The organism is Hirschia baltica ATCC 49814 (assembly GCF_000023785.1).
GTDB lineage: Bacteria > Pseudomonadota > Alphaproteobacteria > Caulobacterales > Hyphomonadaceae > Hirschia > Hirschia baltica.
The window spans coordinates 2,967,987-2,987,697 of sequence record NC_012982.1; the positions used below are offsets into that span (position 1 = coordinate 2,967,987).

General features: G+C 44.5%; 17 protein-coding genes and 1 pseudogene. 12 read left to right on the plus strand and 6 right to left on the minus strand.

The annotated features are described in order from the left end of the window. The first annotated feature begins 20 nt into the window (after positions 1–20). From HBAL_RS13650 to HBAL_RS16945, 4 genes and pseudogenes are all read left to right on the plus strand, one after another. Complete coding sequence (locus tag HBAL_RS13650) at positions 21–533, plus strand: RNA polymerase sigma factor (RefSeq protein WP_015828533.1); 513 nt, start codon at positions 21–23, stop codon at positions 531–533. Further along, positions 520–693, plus strand: coding sequence for a FecR/PupR family sigma factor regulator (locus HBAL_RS16735; protein WP_159098043.1), 174 nt, complete (start codon positions 520–522; stop codon positions 691–693). Before HBAL_RS13650 ends, HBAL_RS16735 begins: the two co-directional genes overlap by 14 nt. A gap of 180 nt (positions 694–873) precedes the next feature. Further along, positions 874–1,149 (plus strand): annotated as a pseudogene (locus HBAL_RS17065) (FecR family protein); the annotation flags it as partial. 54 nt (positions 1,150–1,203) lie between these two features. Continuing rightward, entirely contained in the window at positions 1,204–1,512 is a 309-nt protein-coding gene (locus HBAL_RS16945) for a FecR family protein (protein WP_041301646.1), read from the plus strand. Positions 1,513–1,552: 40 nt separating this feature from the next. Here the strand turns inward: HBAL_RS16945 and HBAL_RS13660 are convergent, their stop codons facing one another. Then, positions 1,553–2,050 (minus strand): gluconokinase, encoded by a 498-nt coding sequence (locus tag HBAL_RS13660; RefSeq protein WP_015828534.1) that lies wholly within the window; start codon positions 2,048–2,050, stop codon positions 1,553–1,555. 227 nt (positions 2,051–2,277) lie between these two features. On the opposite strand from HBAL_RS13660, the gene HBAL_RS13665 reads away from it, so the two are divergent. The 3 genes from HBAL_RS13665 to HBAL_RS13675 all read left to right on the plus strand — a co-directional run bounded on the left by HBAL_RS13665 (position 2,278) and on the right by HBAL_RS13675 (position 6,837). Continuing rightward, positions 2,278–2,913, plus strand: a complete 636-nt coding sequence (locus tag HBAL_RS13665; protein WP_015828535.1) for a 2-dehydro-3-deoxy-6-phosphogalactonate aldolase — start codon at positions 2,278–2,280, stop codon at positions 2,911–2,913. A gap of 22 nt (positions 2,914–2,935) precedes the next feature. Next, positions 2,936–3,949 (plus strand): sugar kinase, encoded by a 1,014-nt coding sequence (locus tag HBAL_RS13670; RefSeq protein WP_015828536.1) that lies wholly within the window; start codon positions 2,936–2,938, stop codon positions 3,947–3,949. A 482-nt stretch (positions 3,950–4,431) separates the two neighbouring features. Beyond that, positions 4,432–6,837, plus strand: coding sequence for a TonB-dependent receptor (locus tag HBAL_RS13675; RefSeq protein WP_015828537.1), 2,406 nt, complete (start codon positions 4,432–4,434; stop codon positions 6,835–6,837). Positions 6,838–6,956: 119 nt separating this feature from the next. On the opposite strand, the gene HBAL_RS13680 is transcribed toward HBAL_RS13675, so the two are convergent. The 3 genes from HBAL_RS13680 to HBAL_RS13690 are packed head-to-tail and all read right to left on the minus strand — an operon-like array spanning position 6,957 to position 10,334. After that, positions 6,957–8,534 carry a tetratricopeptide repeat-containing sulfotransferase family protein gene (locus HBAL_RS13680; protein ID WP_015828538.1) on the minus strand — a complete coding sequence of 526 codons (1,578 nt, stop codon included), beginning with the start codon at positions 8,532–8,534 and terminating at the stop codon, positions 6,957–6,959. A gap of 29 nt (positions 8,535–8,563) precedes the next feature. Then, a complete protein-coding gene (locus HBAL_RS13685; protein ID WP_015828539.1) occupies positions 8,564–9,562 on the minus strand; it encodes a HupE/UreJ family protein in 999 nt (332 codons plus the stop codon). Continuing rightward, positions 9,543–10,334 (minus strand): peptidylprolyl isomerase, encoded by a 792-nt coding sequence (locus tag HBAL_RS13690; RefSeq protein WP_015828540.1) that lies wholly within the window; start codon positions 10,332–10,334, stop codon positions 9,543–9,545. The genes HBAL_RS13685 and HBAL_RS13690 overlap by 20 nt, the downstream gene beginning before the upstream one ends. Before the next feature lie 256 nt (positions 10,335–10,590). Here HBAL_RS13690 and urtA point away from each other — a divergent pair, with 256 nt between their 5' ends. The 5 genes from urtA to urtE are packed head-to-tail and all read left to right on the plus strand — an operon-like array spanning position 10,591 to position 15,320. Then, positions 10,591–11,823, plus strand: a complete 1,233-nt coding sequence (urtA, locus tag HBAL_RS13695) for an urea ABC transporter substrate-binding protein (RefSeq protein WP_015828541.1) — start codon at positions 10,591–10,593, stop codon at positions 11,821–11,823. Positions 11,824–11,850: 27 nt separating this feature from the next. Then, positions 11,851–12,759, plus strand: coding sequence for an urea ABC transporter permease subunit UrtB (gene urtB, locus HBAL_RS13700; RefSeq protein ID WP_015828542.1), 909 nt, complete (start codon positions 11,851–11,853; stop codon positions 12,757–12,759). Next, entirely contained in the window at positions 12,752–13,864 is a 1,113-nt protein-coding gene (gene urtC / locus HBAL_RS13705) for an urea ABC transporter permease subunit UrtC (RefSeq protein WP_015828543.1), read from the plus strand. The genes urtB and urtC overlap by 8 nt, the downstream gene beginning before the upstream one ends. After that, positions 13,861–14,607 carry an urea ABC transporter ATP-binding protein UrtD gene (gene urtD / locus HBAL_RS13710; protein WP_015828544.1) on the plus strand — a complete coding sequence of 249 codons (747 nt, stop codon included), beginning with the start codon at positions 13,861–13,863 and terminating at the stop codon, positions 14,605–14,607. Before urtC ends, urtD begins: the two co-directional genes overlap by 4 nt. Beyond that, on the plus strand, positions 14,607–15,320 hold the full coding sequence (gene urtE / locus HBAL_RS13715) for an urea ABC transporter ATP-binding subunit UrtE (protein WP_015828545.1): 714 nt from the start codon (positions 14,607–14,609) through the stop codon (positions 15,318–15,320). The genes urtD and urtE overlap by 1 nt, the downstream gene beginning before the upstream one ends. A 31-nt stretch (positions 15,321–15,351) precedes the next feature. Here the strand turns inward: urtE and HBAL_RS13720 are convergent, their stop codons facing one another. Beyond that, positions 15,352–16,260 carry a response regulator transcription factor gene (locus tag HBAL_RS13720; protein WP_015828546.1) on the minus strand — a complete coding sequence of 303 codons (909 nt, stop codon included), beginning with the start codon at positions 16,258–16,260 and terminating at the stop codon, positions 15,352–15,354. After that, entirely contained in the window at positions 16,253–19,615 is a 3,363-nt protein-coding gene (locus HBAL_RS13725; protein WP_015828547.1) for a hybrid sensor histidine kinase/response regulator, read from the minus strand. Before HBAL_RS13725 ends, HBAL_RS13720 begins: the two co-directional genes overlap by 8 nt. Between the last annotated feature and the right edge of the window lie 96 nt (positions 19,616–19,711).

Consider the following 19,711-nt stretch of genomic DNA (forward strand, 5'->3'; position numbering starts at 1 on the left):
TAATGATTGAGTCGTGTAAAATGAGTATGGCCTTCAAATTAGAGAAATTGTATCGTGACAATTTCCAGACCCTTGTGGCGTTCGCACGGTCTAAAGGTTGCCTTCCAGATGTCGCTGAAGAAATTGTTCAGGATGCATTTACACGGCTCAATAAATACGAGGCCTTTGATGAAATTGAAAATGAAATCGCATTTTTGCGCACCATTATCGTCAATATAATACGGGACAGATTCCGACGCCACAAAATAACGCCTGTTTTAATTGACTATGAAGACCTAAATGACGAACTTAAAAGCGATGCACCTGGCCCTGAAGCCTCACACATGAGCAAAACACTTCTGCGTCAGACTATGGACGATATCAACGAATTACCCGAGGTTACAAAGCATATATTTACAGCCTACCGCATACAAGAAAAAACCTACCAGCAGATTTCGCAAGAAAATAATATTTCAATATCAATTGTCAGACGACACCTTAGAGATGCAATTGTGCATCTAACGCAGAGACGTGAGCGCCGTGAGCAGAATTAACGAGCCAGAAAACCTTGAAAGCCTCGCATTCGACGAGGCCGCAGATTGGTTGCTCAAAATAGAAGCCGACCCATCAATTGGTGTGAGTGACATTTTCGAAAAATGGCTGATGGCTAGTCCTGCAAACCTGAATGCTTACAACAAAGTTCAAGAGACATGAGAAGCAACAGCCTCACTTCATAAAGCATCTGATATACAAGACCTGATCCAACCGATCGCAGCAAATGAGAATACGAAACCGGCTCCGACACGTCGTGGCTTACTCCTTGGAAGTATTGCGGGACTGGCAGCTTGTCTGGTAGCTAGTGCAATTGTATTTAACGCTTCCACACAAACAGAAATTACCCAGACCTACCAATCAGATATAGGCCAAATTGCTCACTTCACACTGCCTGATAACACCATACTTACACTGGATTCAGATAGTTCTGTTGTTATAAACCAGAATAATAGTGAGCGCCGGATCACACTAAATCATGGCCGTCTTTTTGTTGATGTAAGTCACGACAAAAACCGTCCATTCATTGTTGAAGCATCTGAAACAACATTCACGGCACTCGGCACATCTTATAGTGTTTTCAAAAATTTAGATCAAACTTCTCTTGAGGTTTATGATGGCGTTGTACGCTTTCAACAAGGCACGCAAACGCCCCTCACCGCAAAAGCGGGAATGGGCATTCAATCCCAAAATCAGGGCGCACCTCGCATTTATCAGATCAACGCATTGGCAAATAAAAAACCCATGTGGACGGAAGATCGCGTGACATTTGACAATATTGCCTTGTCATCGGCAATTTCTGTTTTTTCTCGCTACACATCTAAAAATATAGAAATTGCTGAGCCTGATTTGCGTGATCACAAAATCAGTGGTGCATTCGCACTGACCGACCTCCCATCTTTTATCCAAAGTGTAGAGCTGATCACCAAATCGCAAGCTATCGAAACAGATGACAACATTACGATTACAAGCAAAAACTGAGACAAGTCTGATTAGCAAGTAAGGGAAAACGTGTACGCGCTTAAATATTTGCCTCTGCTGAAATTTTGCGCATGATATTCGCGCTAATTTCTTCGGGAGATGCATCTATATCCACGCATATTGCACCTTCAGGTAAATCAAATGCCTGCAATTGTGAATCCAGCATGTCATCCTTGAAGAAATGTCCTTTACGCGCACGCAAACGCTCTAGCAATAATGCACGGCTTCCTTGCAAACAGACAAAACAAACCTCAGCTTTAATGTGCTGATTTAACCAATTTCGAACAACATCATTTAGAGCAGAACAAGAGGCCACGCTGTGGCCATCAATTGTATTGATTTCACCCGCCAATTGTTCAATCCAAGCGCGACGGTCGTCATTGGTCAATGCTTGTCCAGATGACATTTTATCGACATTCTCTCGAGGATGAAAATCATCTCCTTCTACAAAAGGGACGTCCAATTGCTCTGCTATCAAAGCCCCTATTGTGGATTTTCCTGCTCCTGAAACACCCATAATAATGTACGCTTTGTTCATTTGATCATCCATCAATAACAGCAAGAATGCCCTCACCTCCAACTACAGATATCACCTAAACCAGCCGCATCAACACCCAATTTTTATCCATCTTTAATCACGCGGAAATGGTGAATATCGTAAGGGAAACGCAACGATGACTAGCAAGCACTATCCATAGATGGCACTTGGGGTTAAAGAGATGAAATCACCGATGACAACACAGTGCCTCCCAAGAAGCAAAAATCATGAGACAGACTTTAAAAGATATTTTTGCAGATACCCCGATCATTTCTATTTTAAGGGGCATCACACCTGAAGAAGCACTTGAAATTGGCTCAACGATACTGGATGCAGACATTCCCGTTTTAGAAGTCACAATGAATTCTCCTCGACCGCTTGAAGCCATTAAAATACTGACTGAGAAATATGGCACATCAAAGCTGATAGGCGGCGGTACAGTGACCTCTGTTCAACAAGTCAGGGACATACACGCCGTTGGAGGCCGCATTATTGTATCCCCCAACACAAATACAGATGTCATTGAAGAAACAAAACGTTTGGGTATGTTCTCAGTTCCAGGATGTTTCACACCTTCAGAAGCATTTGAAGCTTATTATGCAGGCGCGGATATCTTAAAAACCTTTCCATGCGAACTCATCGGCACCGCCGGTATCAAAGCCTTGCGTGCCATCCTTCCTGAAGACGCCCTTCTTGCGGCTGTTGGCGGCATTAACGCTGGAAACTTGGCAGACTTTGTGAAAGTCGGTACGAATGGATTTGGAGTTGGTTCCGCAATCTACACATCGGACAAATCAATAGCAGACATTAAGGCTGGTACAGTAGAGATGGTTTCTTCTGTTCGCGCCGCTTTTCAACATTGAAGAAAAACTAGGGATAAAAAAATTGGCACGTATTGTATGTTTTGGCGAAATGCTCCTCCGGCTCAGCTCACCCGCGCGCGAGCGCCTTTTTCAATCAGATAAGCTCGACACAAATTTCGTCGGGGCGGAAGCCAATGTCGGTGTCACACTTTCCCGCATGGGAAATGATGTTTCAATGGTGACTGTTTTGCCAGACAATGCAATTGGTGATGCGTGCTGCGATACCCTTCACAAGCACGCAGTCGAAACTAAAAACATCGTCCGCCAAGGTGAGCGAATGGCGATCTATTTTCTGGAAACTGGTGCGATGATCCGCCCCTCTGCCATTACTTATGATCGTAAATATTCCGCATTCTCTCAAGCCAAAGGCGATATTTTTAATTGGAACGAAATTCTTAAAGGCGCAGACTGGTTACACCTTTCAGGCATCACACTCGCGGTGAGCGAAGGCGCACAAAAAGCAAGTCTAGCAGCTGCGCAAGCCGCTCGAAAACTTGGTGTTAAAATTTCATTCGATTGCAATTATCGCCCCTCTCTTTGGACCGGACGAGAAGCTGAAGGCATAAAAATCATCAAAGACGTTGCAGCACATGCTGACTTAATTTTTGGTGGCGATAAAGACGTTCAGCTATTATTTGGTATTTCACGCAATGCTGAAAACCCAACTGTTAGCTTCCAAGCTGCGGCACAGGAATTCTTCAAACACTGTAAACACGTCTCACATATTTGTAGCACAAACCGCACAGTTATTAGTGCTGACTCTAACACTTTAGCTGGTTTTATTGCGTCCAGAGATGGCTTCGCCCAGACAAAATCATGGGATTTATTCAACATTGTCGACCGTATAGGTGGTGGTGATGCATTTGCGGGTGGCGCACTTCACAAGCTCGCATCAGGTGCACCGCTTCAGGACATCATAGATTTTGCTGTCGCCACCTCAGCCGTCAAACACACAATTCCTGGAGATTTCAACATCACAACTGAAGCTGAAGTCTCGGCTATGCTGTCCAGCTCCGGCGGTGATGTAAAACGCTAATAAGGTACAGATCGTTTTATCTTTAGCTTTTAACTAATCGGCCTTGCGCAAATGCGCAGGGTCGAATGATGCCGCACTGCTCGCGTAATCTTGAAAATTTCTAAGAAACCGCTTTGAGCTTATTAGCGCAGACTTACATCTTAAGAAGCACGACCTTTGAATGACATGTCGTCAATTCTCGTTCTTCTGAATGTGCTGTTGCATCCTCTTCTACGATCAGCCACACACCCTCAAAATAAATAAGTATATGTAATTACAAAGATTTATTTTTGTTCAAACAGATTTCTGCGCGTGGGTAAGTCAAATACCCCATGGAGAAATATACGCCCCTACTTAACATAAAATCAGATTGATAGTTCAGATCTCAAATTCGGGGAAATGTCTAAATTTATCAATTACGTGCCTAAGCAAACCGCCGATAGAGCGTGCGCGAATACTTTATAGGGAAAGGATTTACTGTTGCAAACCAGAGGGGATTCCAAATGAAACAGTGCTCAATTCTACGTACGATGCTGATGTCAGCCACGACAATCGGTACAGTTGGTTCACTCAGCGCATATGCTGAGCAAGCAACAACTTTAGCAGCAGCAAATGTCGCAGCTGAAGCAGAAGCTGACCTTACACAAGACGTTATCATAGTCACAGGAACGCGCCGCGCTCTTTCCATTCAAGATGTTCCCATCAACATTACGGCTCTATCAGGCGAAGACATCGCCAAAGAACGCATTGATGACATCCGTGATCTTGCAGCATTCACTCCCGGTTTAGCCGTCCTAGATACAGGTCCACGAAGTTCGGGGTCCATCATTCTTCGCGGACTAGGTGCAGATGACACAGGAAGCTTTGGAAGCAATGCTGACAACGCATTGGCCACTTACCTTGGTGAAGTACCACTCTACCTCGACTTCAAACTCATCGACATTGAACGTGTTGAAACGCTTCTGGGTCCACAAGGAACTCTCTATGGTCTGGGAACGCTCGCAGGAGCTATTCGCTACATCCCCGAACGTCCGAATGCAGAATCAATTGAAGGCTATGCTCACTTTAGAACAGCCTATACCGAACACTCTGATGATTTGAGTTTTGTTGGGGATGGAGCGATCAACATTCCGATCATTGAAGACAAGCTAGCATTTAGAACCACGCTTGGAATTTACGACGAAGCGGGTTTCATAGACTATACAAGACTACTAAAAGAGCCTGGCGTTTCTCTTCCACAACAATTTGGCGCTGATTACAGCTTGGGATCAGCTGAATTCATTGAAGAAAATACACGCGTCGATCAAGACGTAAACTACGAAAAAACGATAACATCTCGAAACCAACTTGGTTTTTACCCTACAGAATGGTTGGATTTAAACCTAACTTACGCCTATCAAAAAACTGAAACAGGTGGTCGCCAAGCTGTGGGTGACCCTATCTTTGGGCTAGGTGACTATGATGCACCATGGCGCTATTTGGAACCATCCGAACGCGAGTCTCAGCTTTTTGCGCTTGAAGCAAATGTAGAAGTTGGATCATTTGCAAAAATGGTTGCAACAATTGCCCGCACAGAAGCAACAGTCGACAGCTCAGCCGATGTCACAGACCTTTTGCTGGACCTAGATTATGACTATGAATTGTTCCCAGCATTTTCTGGTTACACAGATTCAGACCAAGAGCGTGAACAGCTAAACGCAGAAGTGCGTTTTGTATCTGACCATGGCGGCCCAATCAGCTGGGTTATCGGTGGTTTCTACAATGAGTTAAAGCTGGACTCGACCTATTTTGAAATTTTGCCCGGCTACCCAGAATGGGCAGGTTTCGAACGTCCAGATGAAATTGAATATGCATCTTTCGTTGACAGTACAACAGAAGAAGTGGCCGCATTTGGTGAAGCAACATACCAAATTACAGATAAGTTCCAGATAACTGCTGGTGCACGTTATTTTGAATACACAGCTGAAGTTGAAGGTGGGCAAGCGCTCCCATTCTTCCAAGACTATCCCGAGATCAACTTCCGCAGTCGCGCAGGTGATACATCTGATGATGGTGTGGTGTGGAAATTCAACTCTTCCTACAACATAACAGATGATGTCATGGTTTATGGGACATATTCAAAAGGATACCGTATCGGTGGTGTGAACCGTGTTGCACCATGTGTGCTACCGCTTCCAGCTGGTCAGAATCTATGTGCCCTGCCAGATGAACTTTCTTATGGTCCAGATGAAACCATCAACAAAGAACTTGGTATAAGAACAACCACTTTTGATGGTAAACTCATTTTCAACATGGCAGTATTCCAAATTGACTGGGAAGGCATTCAGCTAGCTGGTCAAACGGTGAATGGTGCGATCGGTATCACGGTGAACGGTGCAGAAGCTCTTTCAGAAGGATTTGAGATGTCCTTCAAAGCAGAGCCAATAGACCACCTCGTATTCACGGGAAGCTTTGGATACACAGATGCAACTCTAACTGCTGATGTCCCAGGCCTCTTGCAAGACCGTCCAAATGGTAAAGTCGATGTTCTCGCAGGTGACCGTCTACCCGGTTCACCAAAAGAATCTGGTGCGCTTGGTGTTTCTTACATGGTGCCATTGGAAAGCGGCGCTGACATATCCATGCGTTGGACAGCAGCCTATACTGGTGATGTTCTTACACGTGTGGGAGCCCGTGCGTTTGGTGAAACTCTACCAGCATACACAACCCACAATGCTGCGATCACTTATGATAAGGATGCTTGGTCATTCTCTCTATTCGCTAGCAACCTATTCGACGAATACGCAATCACATCGGTTGGAAACGACCTCAGCCGAACATTCATCAATGATGATGTGGCATCGCGCTATTACGCACGCAATGTGCTGACACCGCGTAGGATTGGTCTCGAAACAAAATACAGATTCTAATCAGCACCCTTCCTGATTAGAAATGTGCGAAAGGCCGTTGTTGAAAAACATCGGCCTTTCTGATTCAAACGAAAATAAAAACAAGCCAAGCTCGCGCCCAATTTAACCCGACACAGCGATTAAATAGAAATCCCATTTACTGATAAATAAGAGATCACCTCTTGCAGCTGATCTTCATAAGCACGCCACTTCCCCACCGATTTTTGATGTATTGGCTCTCTCACCTGCAAAGCGCTTGGCGTTGCCATAGCCTGCGTCTGCTGATGAAAATTCAAACACTCTTCTGCCCAACTCAATCCACAAAACGCAAGCAATTTACGTGTTTCAGATTCTTGATTGCCGGTAAGCTCTTGATAATCCAATTGCAAAATCTGATCTGGGTATTTTTCCTGCCAAAACCCCATCAATCGATCAAAAATGACATAATATCGCGCTGTATTCATCAAATCATATGAGTATCCATAATAACTAGATGTTGTCGCAAACAGATTTTTGTAATTACTCCAAACCGTATCCATAGGGTGGCGACGCAGGCACACGATTCTAGCTTTGGGCAATGCCTTGGCGATAAAGCCCGCATAGAGAAAATTCATCGGCAGTTTATCCACTAAAACTGCATTTCCTTTTGCGCCACTAAATTGTTTTGAATGCTTCAGGTATAAAGCACCTATATCATGAGCATTTGCTTTTCCCGCTTGCAATATTGTGTCTCTGTCCAAGATCAAACGCGATGTCGTCTGGCTTGCCCGCTTCACAGCAATTGGCATAGATTGTAACTCGCCCAGTGAATTTGCATCTGGATGCGCTGATAATATGCGGTCAACCAACGACGTTCCCGTTCTTGGCATACCAACGATAAAAACAGGTGTGTCTTCATGTCGGGCCTGAGTCGATAAATAGGCTTTATCTGCAAAGCACTGCTTTATCACATTTGCATTTTTTTCATCCGTTTCAACATCAAATTTCAATCTCTGTGTATGCAGTGTATTTGCTGTATTAAGATGATTAAATGCTTTTTCAAATTCACTTAAGTCTTCATACTCCTTGGCGGCAGCATAATGAATGCGAAGCTTTTCAATTGGATCCACAACAGATGCTATTGCCGCTTCAATCTGCTTGATGTGGTTGGAATTTGGTGTCTGACGCTTTAACGCTGCTAGCCCCAAGTGAGATTTACCATGACAAGGGTTACGCTTCAGAATTTCCTCATATTGATAGCCTGCTTCTTCCGTCTTTCCAAAGAAGCCATAAGTGGCAACGAGATTAAACCTAAAATCAACATTGTTTGGATTTAACGCAACTGCCTTTTCAAACACTTTCTGAGCGGCTTCATGATCACCTAAACGCGCAAACACACATCCAATTGTATCTAGTGTCAGCGCATCATCTTTAACATTTTGGGCCGCAATACGTGCGTAATTTTCTGCTTCGCCTTCTTCGCGCAACATTAAAAGAATGCGTGAAAGATGCGCGTTGTATTCAGCATTCTTCGGCGATTTTTGTACGGCATCACGTAGGAAAACCAGTGCTTTTTTGTGCTGGCGCGCCTCTACCAACACAATCCCTTTTAAGAAACACGCTTCGCTATTTTCAGGTTCTGATGCCAGTACCTTATCGATGTAGGACGCACATTCGACCAATTGACCTTTTTTAACAGCTTGCCGGGCCGCCTTCAAATGCTGTGCGTTTAAATCCATTTCCAAGCATTTCCGTTTTTGTGAACCGATTAAATGTCAGCAAAACCAACAACACGCTCAATCATCCAGTAACTACCAATAATCCCAACACCATATAAACAAGCTATACGCGCAGATCCGGCTGCACCTATACGGCGAAGAACAAAGAAAATAGATACAACCATGATTACGAAAATGAGTTGACCTAATTCCACGCCAAGATTGAAGAATATCAATGCTGGCCATTTCTCGTGCGGCGGCACACCAAATTCGCCCAAAGCGCTCGCAAACCCCAAGCCATGCAAAAGACCAAAAGCTGCAATCAGCACCCCAAACTTAAAGATTGATTGTTCTTGCTGTGATGATTTTACCAATGCTTCACGCGCCACAAATGCAATAGAAAGTGCAATGACTGCCTCAACAGGTGGTATAGATACTTGCACGACATTGAAAAATGACAGCCCCAAAGAGATAGAATGTCCTAGCGTAAATGTGCTTACAAGCGCGATTAAATGACGTCCATTGGAAATCAGGCATAAACACAACACAAACGCCAAATGATCCCAACCACCCGCGATGTGAAGCGCGCCTTGCCAAAGGAAATCTTTCATCACCTCAAGTAAAGGCCGTTTAGCTGGCGCTTCACCATCCAACGGTATTGCGATTACCGACTGCTCTCCGATCAAGCTGATAATTTGGTGCTTCCCACCTAAAAAACTATCAAGGCGCGCACCATCCAACGCCCATGGCGCTGTGAGCAGATCCCCCACACTTAAAGCCTTATCACAAGCGAATGTGTAGACTAAATGCGTTCTACGCCCAATTATATTGCTTGTTACCGAAATCTCTTTACAAAAATCTGGATAAATAATTTTTTCTGATGCAGCTAAATTCGTCGCAACTTCCGCCGAAAAAACATAAGTCAATTCTGCTTCATCATGCGCAATTTCAAACTCAGCAGATTTGAAAATATCCGCCGATGCAGGTTGCACGATAAGGCAAAGCAAAAACGCGCAAATGCCGAAAATTTTAATCTTCAATTTCGACATCATATTTCTCTTTTAACTGTTGAATATATGTGTCGAGTGTCTCAGCATTTTTTGTGTGCTGATAATCACGTTCTATTTGTTGCTGCACCTCTGAAAACGGCAGAATTTTAGGCTCAAAACGTTCTTCAACGCGCAATAAATGCCATCCGCGCTGTGTCTGAAAAGGCCCTTCCCAAACGCCATCTGTAAAACCATCAAAGGACGCAGAAATGTCATTTCCAAATATGCTGCGAAGTGCACTTAACCCATATTCAGGGAAATAATCTCCGATCCAATATGTATCAGCTTCAACGCTTTCCCCAGCATTCAGTTTCACGAGTTTGTCTTCAATATCATCTGGCTTGTCTTCAAAAAACACCTGCCGCACAGAATAGAATTTTTCTGTCGTATAATAATCAAGATGTTCTGTATAAAATTCGAGCATTTCCTCCGGCGTGGGCGTCGCCGGAACACCTGATATTTTGTATCTTATTTTTTGCAGCAGACTACTTCGTGTTGTGCTGTCTGTTAGGTGAATACCTTGGTCCAACGCCTCTTTGAACAATAATTCTTCGGTTATAAAATCATTTTCGATTTTCTGGATATCAGCTGTTTGGGCCTTGCTCCCTTCCAACATCTCAAAGTTTTCAACCAACCGGTCCCGCACTTGCGACGTCAATTTGATCGGTTCATTTGCATTACCTTGAATGATGGCATGCACGATAAAAATAAGCGCTGCGATCAGAAAAAAATACACGGAAGAATCTATTTTCAAGCCTTTGAACGTTTTCATACTTCTCTCGACTTTATCTGCATCACGATACTTACTTTTTAAAACGATAGTTAAACTCTAAAACGCCGCTTCATTGAAACGACTTTCATCAATGCATTGAAAGTTAGTCTATTTCATCCATTTCGAAACCTACGTTAAATGACGCATAACTTTTCGTGAGGTGCATTGGTTAGTGTTTAGACGTGAGATCTGATCGAGATTTTGCAGGAATAAAAGGCTTTTATGCCTTTCGCATTGTAAAACAGAAGGAAATAATATGCGCACGTCTAGTTTTGGTCGGTTTTTGTCGGCAACAGCCATAAGTGCATTATTGCTCTCTGCGTGTTCAGGTGAAGCACCGAGCACATCTGAATCACCCGCTGCCACAGATGCAAGCACAGTTTCAGTTGGCATCCTGCAATCACTCTCAGGTACAATGGCGATTAGTGAAATCACCGTCAAAAATGCTGAGATGCTCGCAATCGAAGAAATCAATGCCGCCGGTGGCGTCTTAGGCACGCAAATCACTGCAATTGTAGAAGATGGTGCATCAGACCCAGCCTCTTTCGCGCAAAAAGCATCCAAACTTATTGAAAATTCAAACGTTGTGACAGTCTTTGGTGGATGGACATCCGCCAGCCGCAAAGCCATGTTGCCTGTCTTCGAACGCACAAACAATCTTCTTTGGTATCCTGTTCAGTTTGAAGGCAATGAATGTTCACCAAACATCATGTATTCAGGTGCCCAACCAAACCAGCAAATCCTGCCTGCTTTTGAATGGGCCGTCGAAGCTGGATATCAAAACTATTTCCTCATCGGATCTGATTATGTCTTCCCCCGCACGGCGAATTTGATCGTTAAGAAACATATTGAAAACAAAGAACTATCACTCGCTGGTGAAGCATATGTTCCATTGGGCGGCACAGACTTCTCTGGTGTTATCGCAAAAGTACAAGCCGCTAAGCCAGATATTATTTTCAACACGCTAAATGGCGATAGCAATGTTGCATTCTTCAAGCAGCTAAAAGCAGCTGGGATATCTTCAGCCGAAACACCCATTATGTCTTTCTCCATCGGAGAGCAAGAAGCGCAAGCCATGGGCCCTTCCCTCGTAGAAGGCAGTTACGCGACTTGGAATTATTTCCAATCGTTAGAAACAGCTGAGAACAGCTCATTTGTAGATGCTTACAAAGCTAAATTTGGAGCTGATGCTGCGATCACCGACCCTATGGTTCACGGATATCTCAATGTATATGCTTGGAAAGCGGCCGCAGAAAAGGCAGGTTCATTCGAAGTTGATGCAGTGCGTGAAGCCGTTGTAGACCTAGAAGCCTTCAGCACACCAATGGGCATGGTTTCTTTCGCGAACAACCAGAGCCTCGTTCAAAAAGCGCTCATTGGTAAGCTCGATGCCAGCGGTCAATTTGAAATCATTGCAGATTCAGGAGATGTCATTTCTCCCGAACCATATGATGCACTGACATTCCCCGGCAAGGTTTGTGAACTTTAGTTTCATCATAAAATTGGAACAGGCCTGATGGACTCCTTTGCACTGATATCAAACCAAATTTTCAACGGGTTTAGCGTTGCTTCTATCTTTCTATTAGCAGCGCTGGGCTTGGCACTTAGTTTTGGCCTCATGCGTGTTATCAACATGGCGCATGGTGAGATGTTGATGCTAGGAGGCTATTTCGCCTTTCTAACGATGCAGATCATTCCCGGTGGAATGGGACTGCTCGTTGCCCTCCCAGTTGCCTTTATCGGGGCAGCTGCAACAGGCGGATTGTTACAAACCACCCTCATCTCTCGGCTCGCAAAACGTCCACTAGATACTTTGCTGGCGACATGGGGCGTCAGTTTAATCCTCCAACAAGCCTCACGTGACATATTCGGCGCGATCGGCGTTGAAGTCCAAGCTCCAACTTGGCTTGATGGCGGTATTCAAATTACCGAAGGTATGTTTGCTGGTGTATCTCTTCCAGCAACCCGTCTTTTCATAATCGCAGTCGCAATCCTCGTCCTTATCGGACTAACCCTTATCTTCCGCCATACGCGCATTGGATTGCTCATTCGCGCCGTTAATCAAGACCGCATGATGGCAGCAGCCACCGGCATTGAAGTTAAACGTGCTGATTTGATTATTTTCTGCCTTGGATCAGGGATAGCCGGACTGGCCGGCGTCGTTCTAGCCATTCTTGGCCCTGTCACACCAAGCGTAGGACAAAGCTATATTGTCCCTGCCTTCCTCGTCGTGGTTATGGGTGGTTTAGGTTCAATAGCCGGAACAACAATAGCTGCACTCATGCTAGGTCTTTTTTCCGCACTCGCTCAAATTTATGTCGATGTATCCATGGCTCAAGTCCTCTTGCTCGTCTTCGTGATCGTCTTCATCCAATTTAGACCACAGGGTGTCATCGCCCAGAAATCCAGAGCGCTCGATGTTTAAAACTATTGATGACAATGCCAGAGCCCGCATTGCGCGTTTCTCTGAGATAATGAACCAAAACCCACATATTCAAACACTTGTGAAATATGCGCCTTACATATTACCCGCCATCATACTACTGGCAGCTATCGCGCCCTTTCTATTGTCAGATTACGACCTCAACCTGCTCGGCCGTTTTCTTTCCCTGTCAATCCTCGCACTTGGCTTGGTTTTGATATGGGGACATGGCGGGATCCTCAGTTTAGGTCAGGGTGTGTTTTTTGGTCTGGGTGGCTATGCAATTGCAATGCACCTAAAACTAGCCGACCTTGCATCAGGTGAACTTCCAGATTTCATGGTATGGAGCGGCATTGAAACACTCCCCCTCCTCTGGCAACCCTTTCAAAATCCTATTTTCACATTGCTTGCTATCATTTTGGTTCCAGGCATATTTGCGGCGCTCTTTTCATGGCTTGTCTTCAATCGCCGTGTCAGCGGAACTTATTTTGCTCTCATCAGTCAGGCACTGGCACTTGCTTTTGCAACGCTTCTAGTCAGTCGTCAGGATTGGACAGGCGGCTTTAACGGACTTACAAATTTCTCTACACTTCTTGGCCAGCCTCTATCTGCCGCATCTATGAATTATGCAATTTACTGGGCAACGCTAATCATTTTATGCCTGTGTTTCTTAGGCCTGAAATGGCTTTTATCATCCCAATTTGGTGTGATGCTACGTGCCAGCCGTGACGGCGAAAACCGTGTGCGATTTCTAGGATATAATCCCACGCCTATCAAAGTAGTTGCCTTTAGCGTTGCCGCTATGCTTGCTGGCATGTCGGGCGCATTATTCACTCTACATGCTGGCAATATCTCGCCTGCTGCTGTGGGCGTAATTCCATCTATTGAGATGATCATATGGGTCGCCTTAGGCGGACGATTTAGTCTTATTGGTGCCATAGCTGGAACGATATTAATCAATGTTTCAAGAGATCGTATTTCCAGCGCCTTTCCTGAATTATGGCTCTATTTTATTGGTGCTCTTTTCGTTCTGTCAGTGACTTTTTTGCCCAAAGGTTTGGCAGGTTTATATGAAAAACTAACAACGAAAGAGAGGGATGCATCATGACCAACCGCCCCCTCTTAAGTGTCGATGGTGTCACTGTTGATTTTGATGGATTTAAAGCGCTCAATAGCTTTAGCTTCATCCTCAATTCAGGTGAAACCCGTGTTGTGATTGGCCCTAATGGCGCTGGAAAATCAACACTCTGCGACACGATAATTGGCCGTGTTCGTCCCGCTGAAGGCCACATCTATTTTGAAGATGTCGAAATCACCAAAATGGCCGAACAAGACATTGTGCGCCAAGGCATTTGTCGAAAATTTCAAGCCCCAGGCGTTTTGCCAGAACTAACAGTGTCACAAAATCTAGAGCTTGCCGCACAACGCCAATATCAATGGTGGAAAAGTCTTCGCCAAGGTGTCTCAGCAGAAACACGTACAATTGTTGAAGATATGCTTGAACGTATTGAACTAACCCATCGCAAAGATGAACCAGCGGGTCTTTTATCACATGGTGAAAAACAATGGCTTGAAATCGGAATGGTTATTTCCACGGGTGCTAAGCTTCTTCTACTAGATGAACCAACTGCAGGCATGGGACCGGCTGAAACCCGCCGCACAGCCGAATTGATCAAAAGTCTGGGCGATAGCCAGACAGTGCTAGTCATTGATCACGATATGAGTTTCGTTGAGCAATTAAATGCCAGCGTCACGGTCATGCATCAGGGCAAATTCCTATTTCAAGGTGATATTGAAGCTGTCCGACAAGATGAAAACGTCGCTGCTGTCTATTTGGGGAAATCAGCGTGATGTCTCAAAATCCAATCCTTCAACTACAAAACCTATCCGCCGCTTATGGCCAAAGTCAGGTTTTATGGGACATTGATCTCAACCTATTACCAAATCAAGCCATGGGCCTTATTGGCCGCAATGGGGTTGGCAAAAGCACGCTGTTGCAAACCATTATGGGTACACACAAAGTGCATGGCGGTACTGTCATTTTCGATGGAAATGACGTGACGAGTTTGCCGGCGCATTTACGTGCACGAGCCGGTATCGCCATCGTCCCGCAAGGTCGTCATATTTTCCCTCACCTAACCGTCCTTGAAAACCTTGAAACCGGACTTTCCGCGCGTGGCGACAGAGGCAATGGAAAACTTCCTGAATACATCTTTGATCTATTTCCAAAACTCAAAGATGTAAGATCTCGCAATGGTGGTTTTCTATCGGGCGGCGAGCAACAACAATTAGCCATTGGTCGTGCCCTCGCCGGGTCTCCCAAATTGCTTTTGCTCGATGAACCCACAGAAGGTATTCAACCTAATGTCGTTCAACAAATTGAAGCTGCCATTCATACCATTAAAACTGAATTGAAAGTTTCGGTACTCATGGTCGAGCAGCGTATTGAAGTTGTATGGAATATTGCTGATCAATTTACGGCCATGCAGGAAGGCAAAATAATACTTCAAGACGATATCGCGAATATGTCCGCAGAAGATGCCTCCAACATCGTTAGAATTTAAACACTAACGCGCGACTCCCTCGACACTATTTTTAACCATCCAACGCACGCACGGCACAGGCGGTTGCTGCTGCGCGTGTTTCTACACCCATTTTTTCAAAGACATGTTCAAGATGTTTATTGATGGTACGCGGGCTAATTCCCAGAATTTCACTGATCACACGGTTAGGCTTTCCAAAGCTGACCCACAACAACACTTCAGCTTCTCTTTGCGTTAAATTAAATTGCTGGCTCAACCTCTCGGCTTCCGCCCCCTCTCTCACTTCCTTTAAACGCAAGATTATTTCATCAGTCGTTCCAAGGCTTACGGTCAACACTTCTATAATACCTGTTTGCGTTTCAATTTGCCGTGAATTACCCGGTGCCAACCCCTTTTGAACTACAATTTTCCTAAGAACTTCAGGTGCATATGTCTCTTGAAGAGTCCAACTCTTATCCAGTTCCAGTATCAGCTTTTCAGCTTCTGGTGTCGTCCACAAAATCTTACCATTGCTATCAATCGCCATCATATAACGACCAATCGCATCAAGTGCACCGCGACTAGATTGAGATTGCCTAGCATTTAACAAATGCACTTTTATCCGCGCAAGTAATTCGTCAATTACAACAGGCTTTCGTACGTAATCAACGCCGCCAGATTCCAGCGCGTCAACAACATATTCACTCTCTAATAAACCCGTCATAAAAATAACAGGCACAGTGGAGAGAGAAGATCTACGCTTTAATTGCCGTGTCGCTTCAAATCCGCCCATTCCCGGCATAATCGCGTCCATAAGTATCAAATCTGGAACGAAATTCTCCAACATTTCCAAGGCTCTCTCCCCTGAAGTGGCGATATGCACACTCAGTTGAACGCCCTCTAATGTATCGGTGAGAAATTGTAGAGACTCGATATTATCCTCCACGATGAGAATTTTTTCATTGGAAAAAGCATCAACCATTTGATTTCTTCTTCGCCTCCACACTGTTTACAATTTCCGACAAATCAAAATGGCTCAGACATTGTTTTAAATGTCTAACCCATTCCGGATCACAAAATTTATCCGCTTCTAGATGTTCAATCCCTTTGCGAACGCCGCTTATATGTCCTGAACGTGCTGCAATCAGAATATCCTCCACCACCAAAAGCGAAGCCGCACTCAAAGCGACCTCAACGTCGTTTCCAATAGGGGTGATGCTTTCCTCAGCTTTAGTCTGTGGATGAACATCTGCTTGAACGTTTTTACGTTTATTCAGTGCCAATAAAAGCGAGTCAAAATTGAAAGGCTTGGGCAAGAAAATTTCATGAAGAACATGCTGTGGATCATGCGTTTTCGCGCTTGAAGCGTCCGCTGAAATCATCGCAATAAATATGCGTTGGCCAAACATGTCACGCAGCGCTGAAGCCGCATCCCATCCTGAACGGCCCGGCATATTTACATCTAGCAGCGCAAAATCAGGCGAATAGGATGGCGCAATCGCAAGTCCTTCATCCACATTTTGACACGTAACAATATCATAGCCCATTGGTTCTAAAAAGCTTTTTAGAATAGTTAGTTGATTGCTATCATCATCAATAATGAGAATTTTCTGACCAGCCCCCATCTGACTTTCAAATGATATGGTTTTGGTGCGGTCTATCTCTTCTTGCATTGGCTGCGACAACATCAATTTGATGGTAAATTTCGCACCTTTTCCAAGCTTACTTTCTATTGAAATATCGCCGCCCATCACATGCGTAAGCGCACGAATAATCGCCAACCCTAAGCCTATTCCTGGATTGGCAGTATCAACACGCTCAAAAGGCTCGAAGATGCGCTCATAATCCTTTGGATCAATACCTACGCCGCTATCGGAAATTTCAAATCGCGCTATCTGATTGCGATAATGCACGTCAAAATTAACTTCACCGTCAGGCGTGAACTTAATCGCATTAGATAGTACATTGATCAGTATCTGACGCAGACGCTTGGGATCAGAACGAACAAATTCCGGCATCATACCGTGTGTATTAAAATTGAATTTTAATCCCTTAGACACAGCACTTGGACGCAACATAGCGACAATATCATCCAAAAATCCGGGGAAACGAATTAACTCGCGTTCAAGCTTGATCACCCCCCCTTCGATTTGAGAAATTTCCATCAACCCGTCCACAAGGTCTGTCAAATGCTCAGAACTACGCCGAATGTAGCTTCCTGCTGATTTGGCTGATTTTACACCGCCTCTCTCAAGCAGTTGAGAATATCCATATATAGAATTTAACGGCGACCGTATCTCATGACTAACACTGACCAGAAAACGACTTTTCGCATTGTTCGCGGCTTCCGCTTCTACTTTTGCTTTTTGAAGCAACCCATCCGTTTCATTGTGGGCTTCAATTTCTTCGAGCAATTTTGACATGTGAAACTCAGTTTCACGAAATGCAGACTGTCGGCTTTTATGCGCTAATATAACAATCCAAACAGTGACTCCCGCAATCAAGGAAAATACAATAAATACCGAACGAATAAGCCCCTGAGACTGACTAGGCATTGACTGGTTCCATCCGCCGTTAAACCAGTAAATCAAATACAATACCCCTGCCAATGCCAGCATTGTCAGACACATCAACATTACAAATTGGCCGATTGTCGAATTGAGATATTTTACCCAATGTATCGGAAGATATTTCTCAAAAAACCCTGTTACTTGCTGATCTAATCGACTGTCTTTTTTACACATGTCTTGGCATCGCACTTCCAAAGTGCAACACAATGAACAAATAGGTGCGTGAAACATTGAGCAATGCACCATGTCATTGGATTGAAATGTATTTTCGCAAATTGTACATTTCACTCTTCCCTGATTTTCAGGCAAACTTGGTTCACGTGCGAGATAGAATTTTCCTTTGGTCGCAATCGCAATTATTGGTGCCGCTATAAATGCAACAAGCAGCCCGATAAAAGGTGAAAAAGCTTGTGCGATCTCGCCTGCAAAGCCCATATAGGCAAGGCCCGACATCAATACGGACAACCCCATTGCGCCGACGCCAACAGGGTTGATATCGTATAGATGACCGCGCTTAAATTCTATGCCTTTGGGAGACAAACCCAAAGGCTTTGAAATTACGAGATCAGCGACAAGCGCTCCAATCCACCCAGCCGCAAGATTTGCATAAAGAACCAAAACACGGTCAATCGCAGCGAAAATTCCAATTTCCATCAGAAGCAATGCCAAAAGGACATTGAAGACAAGCCATACAACTCGCCCGGGGTGAGAATGGGTTAGCCGAGAAAAGAAATTCGACCAAGCTATGGAGCCCGCATATGCGTTCGTCACATTGATTTTCAACTGACAAACAATCACAAAAATGCCAGTCACAATTAGTGCAAATTCGGCACTGGTGAACATGTCTGTAAAAATAGTACGGAACATTGCTGTTGGACTAGACGCATCTTGTACGCTACCGCCATCTTGCAATACATAAACAGCTAGGCAAGAGCCCAAAAGCAATTTGATCCCGCCTACAATTGTCCAGCCAGGACCACTGATCAACAGCCCCGCCCACCATTTCAAACGGTTCTCTTTTTTATGGTTCGGCATAAATCGCAAATAGTCAGCTTGCTCACCTATTTGCGGCAAAAGGGATAACAAAGTTGAAAATGCCAGACCAAACAAATAGAGGTTCATTCCACCTTCATTCGTGAGGCCACCAAAATTTTGCCATTGATCCAGAGCGTCCCCGCCTTTCCAGAGAATAAATGCAATCGGCGCTATCTGAAGAATAATCCAGATCGGCTGGGTCCAGACCTGAAAACGCGTGATCGAGCTCATGCCGAACAAGGCAATCGGAATGACCAATAATGTACTTATAATGTGTGCAAGACTTAAATGAATGCCAAGCATTGCCTGAATGGCAACAGACATAATGCTCGCTTCAACTGCAAACAGTAAAAATGTAAAAGACGCATAGATGAGAGATGTGATCGTTGATCCAAGATATCCAAACCCAGCGCCGCGCGTAAGCAGATCAACATCCAAACCTTCTTTGGCCGCATAATATGCGATAGGCAGCCCGATCATAAACATAAGGACAACGGCTGAACAGATAGCAGCCACGCTGTTTTGGAACCCAAAACTCAACGTGATACTTGCGCCGATTGCTTCACATGCAAGAAATGCAGATGCACCAATCGCTGTGTTTGCAACGCGTCCTGCTGTCCATTTACGCGCACGGTCAGCCGTATAACGCAACGCAAAATCTTCCATGCTTTGGCTAGCTACCCATTTATTATACAGGCGCTTTTCGCGGACGATATATTCGCTATTTTTCACAGAAATTCACGTCGTGATATCATAGCATAAGAGAACCGGCACATAAGCAATCGATTGTTTCCAAACTGATTCAAACAGTTAAAATCGTGAATGTCC